General features: G+C 39.5%; 10 protein-coding genes. 8 read left to right on the top strand and 2 right to left on the bottom strand.

What is annotated here, in order from left to right:
• Positions 1–10: 10 nt before the first annotated feature.
• Both F897_RS12295 and F897_RS12290 read right to left on the bottom strand, forming a co-directional pair.
• Entirely contained in the window at positions 11–193 is a 183-nt protein-coding gene (locus F897_RS12295) for a hypothetical protein (protein WP_005236300.1), read from the bottom strand.
• A gap of 99 nt (positions 194–292) precedes the next feature.
• Complete coding sequence (locus F897_RS12290) at positions 293–1042, bottom strand: metallophosphoesterase family protein (protein WP_005236298.1); 750 nt, start codon at positions 1040–1042, stop codon at positions 293–295.
• A 598-nt stretch (positions 1043–1640) separates the two neighbouring features.
• Between F897_RS12290 and F897_RS12285 the strand changes: the two genes are divergently transcribed.
• From F897_RS12285 to F897_RS12250, 8 genes are all read left to right on the top strand, one after another.
• Positions 1641–3275, top strand: a complete 1635-nt coding sequence (locus tag F897_RS12285; RefSeq protein WP_005236296.1) for an HNH endonuclease — start codon at positions 1641–1643, stop codon at positions 3273–3275.
• Between the two features lie 78 nt (positions 3276–3353).
• Entirely contained in the window at positions 3354–3938 is a 585-nt protein-coding gene (locus tag F897_RS12280; protein ID WP_005236292.1) for a class I SAM-dependent DNA methyltransferase, read from the top strand.
• Positions 3939–4466: 528 nt separating this feature from the next.
• Positions 4467–8042, top strand: coding sequence for a hypothetical protein (locus F897_RS12275; protein WP_005236290.1), 3576 nt, complete (start codon positions 4467–4469; stop codon positions 8040–8042).
• Positions 8043–8047: 5 nt separating this feature from the next.
• Entirely contained in the window at positions 8048–12031 is a 3984-nt protein-coding gene (locus tag F897_RS12270) for a P-loop NTPase family protein (protein WP_005236288.1), read from the top strand.
• 35 nt (positions 12032–12066) lie between these two features.
• Positions 12067–13080 (top strand): HNH endonuclease domain-containing protein, encoded by a 1014-nt coding sequence (locus F897_RS12265; RefSeq protein WP_005236286.1) that lies wholly within the window; start codon positions 12067–12069, stop codon positions 13078–13080.
• Positions 13081–13200: 120 nt separating this feature from the next.
• A complete protein-coding gene (locus F897_RS12260) occupies positions 13201–14067 on the top strand; it encodes a BrxR family helix-turn-helix transcriptional regulator (protein ID WP_005236284.1) in 867 nt (288 codons plus the stop codon).
• A 10-nt stretch (positions 14068–14077) separates the two neighbouring features.
• Entirely contained in the window at positions 14078–14689 is a 612-nt protein-coding gene (locus F897_RS12255; RefSeq protein WP_005236283.1) for a DUF1819 family protein, read from the top strand.
• Positions 14690–14705: 16 nt separating this feature from the next.
• Positions 14706–15281, top strand: coding sequence for a DUF1788 domain-containing protein (locus tag F897_RS12250; RefSeq protein WP_004281985.1), 576 nt, complete (start codon positions 14706–14708; stop codon positions 15279–15281).
• The last annotated feature ends 38 nt before the right edge of the window (positions 15282–15319 follow it).

The following is a 15319-nucleotide window of genomic DNA, read 5'->3' as shown; positions in this document are numbered from 1 at the left end:
TGAGCAGAGTTCAAAATTGCTTGAGTACGTCGTCAATTGATATTTCCTCTTCCACATAGAAAATACCATTTTGATCTGCTTTCATTTTTTTAATAGTCATACCTTCAAGCTTGGCAATCTCGATTAAATCGTCAAGTATTTGATCTGCAATTTTATTTTTCCAATCATTTTCTGGGTCTAAAGGATTCGACATGAGTTTCTCCTAGTTCATGGTGTAGAAGCTAAATCAACAGTACTATAGGATGTATGATATTAGAGTTGGTTTAAATTGCTTCAACACGAGTATGACTACTTAAACTTCGATGATCAAATTTTCTCTAAACCCATTTTTACCTTGTTCTGGCGGATAACCCAAAGGATTGATCACTAATCTACATCCATCGACTACAGTATCCACTGATGTATGCGTATGTCCTGCAATCCATAACTTAAAGCCTTTTACATCTAGGTCATTAATAAAATAGGGATTGAGTGCTGATGCAACAGGATGTGTACCCCAATATGGATCAAGACAAGCTAAATGAGGTGGAAAATGCGTAATAACGATCACATGATCTTGCCCTCTAAACTGCAAAATATTTTGATGATATTTTTTAAATAGTTTTATGTAGTCATCGGCGGTTATAGGTCTATTTTCATTGCTAATCATGATTTGATCAAAATCATAAATCGATTGTTCAGCATCCTTTTGGGACTGTAAAAGTACGTTAGGAGATGTAAGTGGGGAATTGGAGCGGAAGTTCGTAAATAACGTGCCGCCAACAAATATTTTATCTTGAATTTTGATATGGTTGTCATCAAGTAGTGCATTTTTTGGGTAGTTTTCTTTCAAGAAATTCACGACTGAACTGTAGTTAGAGTTGTAGTAATCATGATTACCTAAAACAAAGATAAATTTTTTATTGAGAGATTTACATTTTTCGGCAAACTCAATTGCACCACTTAAGCGATTAGAAAAATCTCCAGCGTGAATAATGACATCAGCTTGCTCTGATATTGAATATTTGGAATTGTGAGTATCCGATAAAATTTGCAGTTTCAATCTACTTCCTTTATTAAATCACGCTGCTTAAATATATAGAGTTTCATTGCGATCAGTTTACAGCAACTAAATATTGTAGAAATTATAAGATACTTATCTGTATTCTTAAGCCTCTAAAAATATAGGTAATTATTTTTGAATCAATTGATCAAATATTAATCATAAAATTTGACCAATTGAATTTATGCACATAAGATAAAGATGTTACAGCAAAATCTGTGACCAGGCGTGGAAACCTGAATTTACTACAGAAGCAGTAAACCGCTTTGGCGGTTTTTTGCGTTAACTATGTTTAGTCTATCGTAATGGTAGGCCAAGCAGGGCAGTCTATGACTGGCCGTCTTCTGTAGTACGGTATTTCCACCCCTGTTTGGCTTGCCTCCATCTCGTGGAAAAGTTGGAAGCTTGTTTGTAATTAATTACTACAGGAACTAGACATGAACACTTTCTATAATATCCCTTATTTTCTCAAAGCAATTTCTTCTGTTCTTAAAGAATAAAATTTTCGAAATAAATTTTCGTCATGTTTAATTAATTTTACTTTTATAAATTTCGTAATCTTACGAGATATAGAGAAGTATTGCCTAGAGAAAATAAAATGGCCCGTACTAAGCTTTTAACCAATATTATTCAAAGAAAAATGATGGTGCTTGACGAAATGTCGCACTCAAATCTGCACCATAACTTTGAAATATCACTTTATGACTTCGCCAACCATGAGATTCTAGAAAAACTATATAAAGCAGACAATCAACGCTCCACAGAGTGTTGGAGCCCTGCTGAAATTCAGGAGTTTATTCTAAACTGTTTGAATGATCGTAATGTCAATTTATGCGTTCGCTATTGGAAAGATGCTGCTGGTAATATTTATATCATCGATGGTGGGCACAGGATTTCAATTATCTATGCTTGGATCAAAAGATACTTTATTGATGAGCAAGTAATAGGAGCCCCAAAATTCACGGCACCACAAAAACGAGATATTCGTCAGATTCGTAATCGATTAGGTGGATTAGCTGATTTTCAAGAGTTATGTAGCGATTCTGAGTTTCAGCAAAAATTAAAATCAACCAAAATTAATTTTATTGAAGTCATTGGGACACCTGAGGAAGCTCGAAAAGCCTTTTGTTCAATCAATTCGGATACGAAACGATTAGATCCAGATGAAGAATATCATTTACAGAATAGGGGGAGTGATGCTTTTTATGTGATTTATGCGTGTTGTTATATAAACGATAATAAATCCAACTTGGCTGAACTGAATTACGAGCGGATAAATGAAGTGATCACTTTGGGTGAGCAAATTCATGATCATCTTTTTAAGATAATACTTTTAGAGCCGGATTTAACACACGGTAAAAAAATCGGCTTGGTCAATGAACTCTTGAATATCATGTTTGGTGATACTAGTCAGAATACTGTGAATATAGACCAAGGTCAGCGTGTAGAAAATTTAATGCTAAAACTTAGAGTTGTGCTGTGTCGTATCGCTACACCAGCAATTAGTATTCGGATTCCAAGTTTGGGCTTACACCCAAAACTATATTTTTATAAAGATCATCGTTTTCAAGTGACATCCTTTTTGGCTTGGTTCTCTATCGTCTGCGAAATTGAAGAAGACTGTTTTGAAATACAGAATAAAAAGATAAATTTTATTGGATTTACTCGAGCACGCCGTGGTGTTGAAAGTTTAATTGAAAAAATTCCTGTGGCGATCAAAGAAACTGTAGGTAAGTTTGGTAGCGGGATCAGATCACATGAGCGATTGAAGAACGTGTATCAAGCCTTTATCTGTATTGGATTGAATATGGATTTAGATTTTGAAGATGAAGTTTGTTTGAACACCGTCATTCTTTCGATGAGTCAATCATTTGATTATATTAATTTTAATGATTTTTACCTTGACCGTTTTGGTGGTGATTATGATGAGAGTATTGTTGATGATGTTGTGAGCTTTGTGCAATCAGTAAGACCATCAAAGAAGAAAAAACCTCTAAATTTTTCACTCGCGGCCAAAAGAAACCTGTATCAACGTGAGGAAAGGAAAACTTGGAGCTATTGCGAAGTATGTGATAGCGCTTTATACCTTGAATCGACTGAAGTAGATCATCGTGAATCGAAAGCAGAAGGTGGTTACGGTGTTTTAGAAAATGGAGCAATTATTCATCCTATATGTAATCGTTTTAAGTCAGATCGTGATTTAGATGAAGTAAGAGCAGATTTATTTGACTAAAAAGATAAGGGAGCAAATGCTCCCTTATCTTTTTATTTTTTAGTAGACTGGGGTCAGTGTTTAGCCTAAGCAACCAATATGAAAACAATAGACTATTACAACCAATACGCAGATCAATTTTTACAAGCCACGTTGTATGTGGATATGGAAAGCCTATACCAACCATTTTTAGCTGAGGTGCCAGATTCAGCACGGATCCTGGATTTAGGCTGTGGCTCAGGGCGTGACACTTTGGCTTTTAAAAATAAAGGCTATCAAGTTGATGCTATCGACTATTCTGAAGTATTGGTCGAACGAGCGAGCCAACTGACTGGTATCGCTGTTCAGCAGCAAAGTTTTTATGAGCTTGATATGCACGATGTTTATGATGGGGTATGGGCATGTGCCTCTTTACTACATTGTGCTCGTAACAGTCTCCCTGATGTTTTAAAACGTATTCATGCTGCGTTACGCCGTGGCGGTGTGTGCTATATGTCTTTTAAATATGGAACAGCAGATAGAGTAAAAGGCGGTAGGGCGTTTACTGACTTAAATGAAGAGCAGGCTCATGAATTGTTAGATCAGTTGAATGGAGTTAGGTTGTTAAAACAGTGGATTACAGTAGATCAGCGACATGATCGTGATGAACAGTGGCTGAATGTACTTTGGAAAAAACATGCCTGATTTTATTCTTATAGCTCAAAAAAATTGAAATTCCTAAAAAATATCCAACTGGTTCTATAGTCGGAGAGTTTTAGTAGTGATAAATTTGCACTATTCATTATTCTCAAACGTTTAGCTATTGAAAAATGGCAGGACACAAGGATTACATAACTGATTGGGTGTGGCATTCGAATCATGAAAGACCACACCAAGCTAACAAAGGAAGATCACCTTTAATGGCTGCTTAACCTCTACTTATAACTTCGGTTATTTATAGGCTACCGAGGATTTCATGGTTTTTAATCCGCGTCTGTTTATGAAGTCATTTTACTGTACAAGTTTCCAAGTTATATAGAAAATTATGGTTATCAATATGATTTAATTACCTCCATAATATCAAGATATGTGTGGCGATTTAAGAAATCTCTAAATAACTTATATTTACATTCTTAATTAATAAAAATATGATCAAAGTTCAGACAGAGGATTTTGATATTTAATAAATATAAAAATACCTCTTAGTGCCAACTTTGTCATGGATAAAACTTAATGCAATTAAATAACAATGGTTCTAGTACTGAACTAAGTACACTCGCACCTAAAATAATTCTTTCCCCTTTATTAAAAGCTATGGTGGGGACTCTTAAAAACCATCAACCAGATCATTTCTTCAATTATTATGGGCCTTCTCATAATTTGCATTTTGATGCCACCGCTTTTGTGTCTGCAGTATTTAAGCAGATCGGGACTAAAAACGATTCAAAGCCAATTTATAACATCATCAAAGATATTCAATTATTACCTGAAGATTCAAAACTCCGAATTAGCACCTTATTTGATAAGGAATCTGAAGCTAAAACTGCCCAGACCTATCGTGATTTAGACCAAGTGATGTCTGAGATTGTTCAGCAAGTACTTCAAAATGCTCCGACAGGCATGGCACTGAATTCTCTCAACCAATTCTTAGGTGATCTCAAATATTCTGATCCAGTGATTGCCAAAAATTCTCAGTATCCTATGCAAGTCAAAGGGCAGTCTAAAGTAGCTTCTTTGCAATATACAAACGACTTAAAAGCAAAAGATGGCGAATTGCGACTGTTTACCGTAACGGAAGAACTTAGCAAACCTAAATGGGTGAAAGAAGTTCGTGATGCTATCAAAGCCATTGTGAAGCAGTCCTACTCAGCTGGTGAGAAAATATCAGTAGAAGTTGCTGAACGTATGGAGGAAATTCTTGATGCTGAATGTTCAGTTGAAAATAACGACATCCAAAATCTACTTAATTTCGTAGAAACCAAAGCACTATCACGAGCACGTATCCGAAATTGCTTCAAAATAATGGAGATCATTGCTGATCACATTGAGAAGAATGAACGAAACGATTTTAAACGTGAAGCTGCTGTTTCTTATATCCGTAAAGCAGTCGCTTTTTTTGAGATTTTCGGTGATCGAATTGCACCTTGGAATGATGAAACGACTGAAGCAATTAAAGACTATGGCATTGATTTTGGTGCTATCTACGGCGCTGTAGGTAAAGTTGATTTTAATGCGCTGCTGGCTTATGTAAGCGCAACAGATGCATTACCAATTTGGGTAAAACCAAAAATTGAAATGAATGATATTCGTCATGAGGATAAGGAAGGGCTATCTCTAAAACGTGAAGTCACTTATGCCTTTCGGGTGAATGGGGAGTTTGTTAAAGAGGAAAAAGTAAGTTCATTTAACTCTAAGTTGCAGATCAATTATAAGACAAGCAAAGGCAACCGTTCGGGTACAGATACCATGCTGACTGCTTATGAAGCTCGTCTGCATACTATCAATAAAGCATTGCTGCTGAAGGATATTGTAGATGATAAAGGTCAGCCAATTTCTGAAGAGCGATTAAGCAAAGAGTGCTCAGATCGCGTTGCTCAAGTAGAGATGTTCCAGCTCATTATGATGTACTTCGTCCTATCCGGGGCAGACATGAAGATTTCAGATTTTGAAGGGGCATTCAATAAACTGGTTGATGCATTCAAGAATCCTCAAAAAATCCGACTTAACCTTACTCGTATCTTAGACGAAAAGCTCAATACCGAAAAAATGCATGAGCGAATGGAGGTGATCACGTCTACGATCACTACAGCGCTAAAAGCGAATCTGGATTCCATCATTAGTGAGATGGAAAAGGATAGTAGTCTTAAAACTGTACTCTACATCCTTCCAAGTATTGTGAATCTAGATGTATTCAAGAGTTCAATTGGTGAAGATGCTGAACAGTTCTTTAGTATATTTAAGGGTAAAGAATCGAACTTTTACAGCTACATCTCGATGGTGGATGCTAGCCGTAAAAAGTTGGCGAAAATGAGCCAAGACGAAATCATTCGAAAGAATGATTATGCTCGTAAAGCCCTAAGCGAGATTGAGTTTAATTCCACACTGAAAATTCGAACGTTGGTACCGATTGAGAATCCTAATACCGACCTAGATCAATTTAATGTCGCTCGTAATCTGAATATTCCTTGTTTACCAGTATTGATGGTGCCGACCAACAAGAAGGTCAGCGACAATGGGCTGCCACATTTTTATCATCCTGAGAGCTTAAGTTATGACAACTTGTTATCTAAATACAAGGTCATGATTCATTATTCATCTAAGCTATTTCGATTGAGTGACCTAAAAGGCGGCCACGCTCAATTATGTTTGGATGAAAAAGAAAATGCTTTGATCACCAGTACGTCATGTTTTTCGATTGCGATTCATCTATTCCTTAAACATCTGATTAAAGAAGTAAAAAATCAACTGGGTATTGAAGAGCGCTTATATGTACCTGTAATGCGAATTGACTCAGTTGATGAACATGAGAATGAAGAAAAAGCCCAATTTCAAAGGAAATCAAAAAAGATCCAAAAAGGTGGGTTTAATCCTGAGTGTAAACGAGCGTATGCCACCGCTTATACCCTTGAGAAGTTGCTGAACAATGATGATGCTATTGTGAAGGTACAGGGCCTTAAGTATCAACCAGATCCTATGCCTTATGATAATCAAAATGGTGAGCGAGTTTGTGCCCCGGTGAACCTCGCAATGGATAAAACCGTGACTTACCGTATTCAGGCTGCAATTGAAGCACTGTCAGGATATTCAGAAATCATCATCCCATTTGAGGGCACTAAGGATAAAATTGCCTGTATTAGCTATAACTCTCGACCTGAGAATGATGTGGAATTTAAGTATCAGCATCAGAAGGATTTGCTACTGCTTAAACCAGATTATGGCTACATCTGCTACGTCTATACACTTGAGCGTATCAACGATAAACAGGGTCGCTTATCACTACAGAAGGTCAGTCATGCCCCAGTTGCTGAAGACAATCTGAGAACAAGTAAGGCGATGCACCGTATCATCGAAAAACTGCAGTCAGATGGTTTTGAAGATGTTGTATTGCTTTCACACCATTTTGCACAGCGTAAGATCGGTAAGACTGAAACCAGCAACTTGATTCATGAAAGTGAAAGCGCTTTGGATCAACTTGATCAGTTGTTCCCGGATATGAATTTCTATCCATTCCAGTCTGATACGATCCCAGCACTGAGCTTAAAAACCAGTGATAACAGTCGTGTCTATGAGGTACCGCACCATCAGTACCATACGGCGATCATCAATAAAAAAGAATATAAACAATCCTTGTCCGTATATAGCTTTGCGACTAAACGTACTGTTGGTGTTCGTACTCAGAATGGTATTTGTTCGTATTTCTACATGCTAACCAGTCAGGAGCATTCGATTCATAACGATAAGCGAATCAGATTGCACAGTAAAATTATTGATGTGAATGATTCCAATGAAATGAAATCAATTCGCTCTGTATTGCGTGGTCTGCATTACTTTGAGTCTGAACGTCCTACAGCTGGCAAAAACTTCACTCCGGTACTTGAGCCTTCCCATATTCGTAGCGCCACTGGCATTCAAGAGCTTGGTGAAGTCATCGTGTCGAGTCGTCTAAATAAAGGCGAAGTCGTCATGAGTCTGCCAGCCTTAATCGGCAAGCTCGAAGAATACGTTATTCTGAAGAATGAAGACTTGATTGATCCAATCGAGCCGATTCCAGGGGAAGCTGAAGAATCTTTAGCGACTGATGTGGAGTAAGCGCCGTGGTGAAAAATGAAGCCAAAGTTTGGGGCGAGGTTTATGAGATCGCTGTTAAACGTGGTTCGATTATGGCTTTGCTTGATGCAAAGCTATTATTAGCCAGCAATCCTGTAGTAGCAGAATGGAATAGTAAACAGATTGCTGATGTCTTTCAGGAAATGAAGGAAGCGTTATATAGCGATGTCATTAATGCCGCTATCCATGAAAATATCGAAAGCTATTTTCAGCAACTGATAAAAACTGGATTCGGGCATGGTTATACCAATACTCGTGAGTTTCTAAGAAAGATCAAGCCAAAAGGTATTGCAAGGGCTAAAACGGCGAATGCAAAACCAAATTGGAGCTTATCTGGCATCTGGTGTCCACTGACAATGCCAAATGATATCACCCAGACCATTGTAGATGACTACACAACTGAGGAAGAACATATTGCTATTAAAGCCTTCAAGGAGAAGGCGTTGGAAACATGGAATCAACAATTCAGTCTTACCCACGCTAAAATGTTTGGTAAGGGTATGTTTGGTCGTGCTGATTTCTTGGCGGTAATCAAAGTCAAATCCAACTATCATGTGCTGGTTCAGGAATATTCATTATTTTACGTTTTAGGTGAACCAGAACAATTCAACGCCAAGGATTCTTGTACCTATTTGCAAGAGTACAAGCGTTACATCAAGCATTCTGAATCCCAAAGTGTTTTCGCATATGTGAATGCAGAAGCTCAGGAGATCCCATTTAAGTTCTCAAAAAAACTACGTGAATACTTGCGCGCCTATGTTCGTAAGGAAAAAGTCCTGTTTAAGATGGCTCAAGGCTGTTCGTATGCAACCACTTTTGTTGATTCTTTTAAATGGAAGTTTGAACAGAATGACATGCCGATTATTCGTCTGAATGTGATGGCGATCACTAGCAGGGGAAGTGAATACATCTCTGCTGAATTTTCGGATAAAGATAAATCCCCAGAGCTGGAAATTATGTATCAGCTGGGCAAGGAGTATCAGGATAACGTTCTGAGTCTGGACGATATGGATGAACGTACGAAACTGCAAGTTGAGATTCTGAATTATCTGGTGAATGAACCTGTCAAAAACATCTCGGAAATCGTGTCCAAAAATATTAGCGATATTTCCTATGGTCAGGATCTTACTTTCACTATTACCGAAAGGCTTAAGGATTTTGTGAATCCTAACCAGCCACTGGCTTTAGAGTGGGTTTTTGACTTGATAGATCGGCAAGTCGATGACGAAGACCATAACCAAAAACTTAAAGAGATGGTGCTGGCTGAGTTTAAAACAATTCGTAAGGGAAAAATTGAGAATAAAACTTCATTCACCTTACGTGATTTGCATAAATGCGCCGTAGTACTGGCACTGAAGGAAAGTAAACAAGGTCGGGTGAATTTCATCTGTTTGACTGGTACGCCGGGGATTGGGAAAACATCGAGCGTTAAGACTTTGCTGGCAGATTTGGAAGGCTTTTTTTTCTTTTATACCAGTCCACGAGTGTTGATTAACGATGATGTGGTGGGTGATTTATCTAAAATCTCAGCCACGATTACCAGTAACAGTGATGTGGTGACACAGGCACAGCAAATCTATTCGAAGATTCACAACCAGGATTGTAAGGTGAATGCTCGTGGTGCCGCTATTGTGGGTGGTGTTGAAAATCTGAAGATAGATCATGGCTCAAGTGTTCTATTGTTCAAACAAGATGAATACCGGAAGCTCAAAGACCTGGAACAGAATGCAAATGCCAATAGACGCTATGCCAATACCTCAGAATCTAAAATTACGGCAACCAATAAGAAGTTTGCCAGAGTGTTTGATTCATTAGGGGAAGCGACCCAGCAATTGCTTGGGTTCCATCCAGAGCTTAATAAGCTGACGATGACTGTAGCAAGTCAGGCATTCATGCCATATAACACCACCCCAGCTGGACCACGAAACCCAAGGGAAACCCAAAATAAAACTGTGGCAGCTTCCAGTTTGGATGGGTTGGAAAAAATGTTCCAATACAAAATCGATAAGAAGCCGACAGAGGCCAAAATCGAACGTAGAGAGTTTGCCAAAAAGTTCCCTAACATTGTGGTGATGTTTGATGAAATTACAGGGGATTCAGGCACACGTACTTTTATCAATGAAATGCTGAAATTCCTTTCCAAAAACTTCATTGAACCGTTTCAAGGTAATTCACCATTTACGGTGACTGTGATTCTTGCTGATGCATCCCTCAGTAATGTGAATGCAATCCAGAACTACATGAAGAAACAGGTTCAGTTACCAGCAAAAATGTTCATCTCTCCATCTTTGGGTAATTTCCCATTCAAGATGCAGACTGCAGATCTGGATGATGGTAACTGTGTTCGTTCTAGTATCCATATCATGGCGAACTGTTACCCGGCAAGTGATCTTAAAATCCAATATATGCTCAAGCAATACGCCGTAGTCCCTGAAACAGATGATTTTGGATTGGATAAGAACCTGACTCATCTATTTCGCCAGAAAGCTGGGGAAAGGACTCAACAGACTGCTATCGAGCTTATTCAAAAGAATCTTGAAGATGGTAAAAAGCAAGTTATCTACTTTGCTCAGGATAAAAATGCATTGGCTGCACTCAGAGATGCATTAGTCGATGAAGGTGTGGTTGAACGCTCTAAGATTGGTATTTTTGATAGCCAATTAATGGGATACCACCGTTCAGAATTGCTTGATCGCAAAGAGACATTGCAAGTCGTACTGATTACTTCGACTGCAGCTAGGGGTATTTCGTTCCCGAACTGTGATTCAATCATTGCTGCTATGCCTCGTTTCGCAATTGAAGCCTCTTTGATGGAAATCGCACAGCTTGTTTACCGGGGACGTGGTGGATATTTGGATAAAGAGAAAAATGAGTGGGTCAACGGTGATGAACGTGATCGTCTGCTGACGATTCTAGTAGAAGATTTCTACTTAGTATCTAATGATGAAACTCAGACAGAGCTTGAATATAAAGTTAAGAGCTCATTGGATATGCTCTCAATTTTCATGCTTATTCGTGGGACTTTATATACTCGTATCACTGGGGATGCTGGCTTCAAAAAAACTCAGATCGCCATGATCCCAATTGGTGAGGTGAAGGATAAGGCCAGTGATAAACCGGGGCTGGCTTCTTTGATTAGGGATTTCATGAAGGACGTGAATAGTGTTCTTTATAAGATTGCTGCAACCGAGGGTGAATTGGTTGGAAGGCTTAAGGCTGTAGTAGAGAAGGCTCAAACGGTTTACTCAGCAAATAAGCTCAGTTCTACCTATAGCACTAAGACCAACAAATACCGAAGTTTTTACACACCTGCATTAACGCCTGAGTTAAAAGAACTTCAGTTCTACGAGAAATGGTGCCGGGACCATCATTCGCTTAAGTCCAGATTACTCACTATTAGCGATCAAGAAGATGCTTTGACCATTCCTGAAAATATCTATATCTGTGGGCCTATGATCATGGAAGATCGCTCAAACTTCGGTAACAAGGAGTCGTTTGATATTGCCAATGACAATCTCTCACAAGATTCTTTAAGGAAGTTCCTAAATGAGTTAATCGCCCTTCAGATGGGATTCCGTCAGTTGAATGCCTATAAGAACATTCAAAAGCATATCAGGGAGATCACGAATATGATTTCTTCTGTTCTGGAATCAGAAACAGATAGCTATACGAAGGAAGTTGAGCAACAGGGAATGATGCGTAAGCTTTGGGTGACGTACCCGGTAGCGGCAAACGAGCTGGCTAAACTTCAGGACAAGAGCTTTGATAAAGAGTGGTTTGATGCATTGAGCTTTGAACTGAGAGTGAGAAATGCAGAGTTTCCAGTGATGCCAGAATATCGAGATCATCCATTTCGTGGTACTCAGCAATTATCAGGGCATCCAGTGTTTGAAAGGTTATTCGAGCAGACGAATTTCATGCTTTGTCGTGAATTAAACTTGGTGAATACTTTGACTATGTTTAATGAATGATCCGAATTATATTATCTATTTAGTAGAGGATTAATGTGCATATACCTGCTGCACAAGAACAACTTAAATTCTTAAAAAATATTCAGCTGATTTTACAGTCGGGTAGTTTTAGTAGCACCTATAAATTTGCGTTGCTGATTAGCCTAAGCCGATTAGCTATTGAAAAAGGTAAAGATTCAGGTGAAAGTCTATCACTCGAATATACGGATATTGCTGAAAAATTTATTGAGCTATATTGGAAGCAAGCAGTGCCATATACCTTTAATGATGAAGGCCAACTCATCTTAAATCAGAATAATGGTAGGCAAGCAGCCATTGTGAATAGAATCATTCAGCTTCGAAAGAATTATTCTTCTTTAGGGTTGTTAAGAAGGGACTCATTAGTGTGGTTGAAGCTAGTTAAAGATGTCGCTCGCACTGTAAAAGACATGCCAGTCCGTTATCTGCAAAACATCAATGGTCAAAATTTTGAGTTTTTATATCAGCTTGATCGGTGTGGAAAGCAACTTGTTCTTCTACCGCAAGTCATGTTTGGCTTAAGGCAATTTAGTGAGATCATTGAAGAGCTGTGTCAGAAACGGTGGATCGATTATATCCGCAAGAATAGCAGCAATGCGTCCATCTTGAATCAATTACCTAATCTTGAACAATTTATGTTTGAGCCGAGTAGAAACCAGTTGAATGCGGTAGCAAATGTATTGGTCGACCTACAGGACTGTAAATGCTTCTACTGCAATAAACCGATATGTAATGGCAATTACGCCGTTGATCATTTCATTCCATGGTCTATGTATCCATCAGATACAGGGCATAACTTCGTATTGGCAGATTCAAGCTGTAATTCTAAGAAAAGTAATCTACTCGCATCTGATGAGTTTTTGCATAAGTGGCTAGAGCGTAATGAAGAACAGGATTTGATTATTGTGGATCGGATATCTGTATTGGGATTTCTGACCGATAAAGAACGCTCACGTAAGGTGGCTGAGTGGGCTTATGCACAGGGTAAAGAAAATAATTATTTGATGTGGATGGGTGCAAATAGCAAATAAATTATGGCTCCCCTGAGATTAGATTAAAAATGCAATTGCTTTAAAAATACCGTAAAAAATGTTTACTGTAAATTTGCCATGGGGTAATCTTAGAAATCTTATTTATTGACTGATTGGTATATGACGACAGATAAGCATGAAGTGCTTCTTCGAATGCGAGCCATCGAGCTGCTTGCTTACTGGGAAGGTCGTTTGGTTACCAATCGTTTGATGAGCTGGTTTGGGCTGAGTCGACAGCAGGCTTCTGCGGATATCAAGCGTTACAATACGCTGTATAACCCCGATGCCTTGATTCATGACCCCTCAGTCAAGGGTTATGTGCCTAAGGCCAGCTTCCAGCCTGTACTGACTACAGCGCATATCAATGAATATCTCAATATGCTGTCAGGTTTGGTTAGTGAATCGCATGCGCTGATTGCGATGCCAGAACCGAATCTTGCAGCAGTTCAATTACCTGATCGCAGTGTACGTCCTGAAGTGATTCGGGAAGTTTTGCGTGCCTGCCGCAACCAAAACACTTTAAAAATGATTTATGCCTCGATGCAGAATCCGCAGTGGCATGAACGCCTGATTTCCCCACATACCCTGGTATATACCGGTTTTCGCTGGCATGTCCGTGCCTATTGCCATCAGAGCAAGCAGTTTAAGGACTTTTTACTCTCCAGAATTGATCGCACACCTGTGGTGGTGGCGATTGAGTCAGTAGACCCTACTCAGGATCAGCAATGGCATGAAGAAATTGTACTGACGCTGATCCCTAATCCAAAATTGAATGAAGCTCAAAAAGCGCTGGTCGAAAAAGACTTCGGCATGCCTGATGGCAGATTACAGATTCCGGTGAAAAAAGCTCTGGCTCACTATACCTTGCAGCGCTATCAGGCAGCGATCACGCTGGCTGAGGCGGAAGATGCCTTGAAATATCCCTTGGTGTTACAAGGTTCAGATATCGAAAAGCTATCGTCTTACCTGTTTGATCAGGCCTCATAGGAGATTGGCTATGTTAGAACAATTTCATTATGACAGTGACCTAATTGGTGGCTCACTGATGGTGCGTGAAAGCCGGCTGATCGCGGATCTGTTATTACAAGAAGCGACTCCAGAAATATGGCATCAGGCCATTCAGATTGACAATATTCTGCAAAAAAGAACGCCTGCTTCAGCTCAACGCAATGCCACCGCTATTCGTAAGCGTCTGGAGCGCTTAGAGCCTGATTTCTGGAAAGCTTTGCGTGATGGGGATGATGAGCTGGCGACCCAGGTGGCTTTTTGTGGCGCACTGGAACGCAACCTGTTGCTGCTTGAGTTTATGGAAACGGTGATGAGGGATGCCTATATCTCCCAGGCGCAACACTTGGACAGTTATATCTGGCCAGATTTTTTGGATGAACGCTCACAACGTGATCCGGATATCTGTGATTGGAAAGAGTCCAGCAAGAAAAAAATGGGGCAGGTGGTGTTTCGCATGCTGGCAGAAGCCGGTTACTTAAAAAGTACCCGTAAGCTGGAGTTGCAGCGCGTGATCGTCAGAGCAGAGCTGCGTAGCCTGTTGGAAGAACATTATAAACAACGCATTAAAAGATCTATGGAAGTGTCGCTATGGACGCGGTAGTTGTAGAGGGGCAGCAATGAGTCAAAAAATACATGAGCGTCTGAACCAGATTCCAGAGCGAATTCTTTCCACCGAGTTTCTCACCGGGCAAGGACTGGGCAATGAAATTGGCTTCTGGATTTTTGATTATGCACCTGAAGATGAGTTGAAGGTGCGCGAATATCTGCATTTTCTCGACGGGATGCTGGAGAAAAAACACAGTCAGCTGAAGGTGGTGAATATCAACCTGCTGCAAGCCGTGGTGGATTATCTGGCTGAGCGTAACTTCATCGATAAAGCCATTCAAATGCAAAAAGCCAAAGGCGATGAGGCGCTGCTCAAAGCGCTGAAAGGCCCACTGCATATGGATAAGTTCGCGCCGTATCTGGTGAGTAAATATGCCACCAATGCACAAGATATTGTGTTGATGACTGGGGTAGGGTCGGTTTGGCCACTGTTACGTGCCCATCACTTATTGAACAGTTTGCATTCGTTACTGGGGCATAAGCCAGTGGTGCTGTTTTACCCAGGTTATTACGACGGTCAAGCGATGAGTTTATTTGGAAAAATTCCAAGCAATAATTACTACAGAGCATTCAGATTAGTGCCTTAAACACGGCAAATAGAAATAAGAATTCGGGGGAATTGATT

The organism is Acinetobacter variabilis, from assembly GCF_000369625.1.
Lineage (GTDB): Bacteria > Pseudomonadota > Gammaproteobacteria > Pseudomonadales > Moraxellaceae > Acinetobacter > Acinetobacter variabilis.
Note: the sequence above shows the minus strand (reverse complement) of the source record. Positions and strands in the feature narration are given on the sequence as shown.

Coding starts and splice junctions, on each gene's coding strand:
- F897_RS12295 (WP_005236300.1), bottom strand. CDS start 193: ATGTCGAATCCTTTAGACCCAGAAAATGATTGGAAAAATAAAATTGCA.
- F897_RS12285 (WP_005236296.1), top strand. CDS start 1,641: ATGGCCCGTACTAAGCTTTTAACCAATATTATTCAAAGAAAAATGATG.
- F897_RS12255 (WP_005236283.1), top strand. CDS start 14,078: ATGTTAGAACAATTTCATTATGACAGTGACCTAATTGGTGGCTCACTG.
- F897_RS12250 (WP_004281985.1), top strand. CDS start 14,706: ATGAGTCAAAAAATACATGAGCGTCTGAACCAGATTCCAGAGCGAATT.
- F897_RS12280 (WP_005236292.1), top strand. CDS start 3,354: ATGAAAACAATAGACTATTACAACCAATACGCAGATCAATTTTTACAA.
- F897_RS12275 (WP_005236290.1), top strand. CDS start 4,467: ATGCAATTAAATAACAATGGTTCTAGTACTGAACTAAGTACACTCGCA.
- F897_RS12260 (WP_005236284.1), top strand. CDS start 13,201: ATGACGACAGATAAGCATGAAGTGCTTCTTCGAATGCGAGCCATCGAG.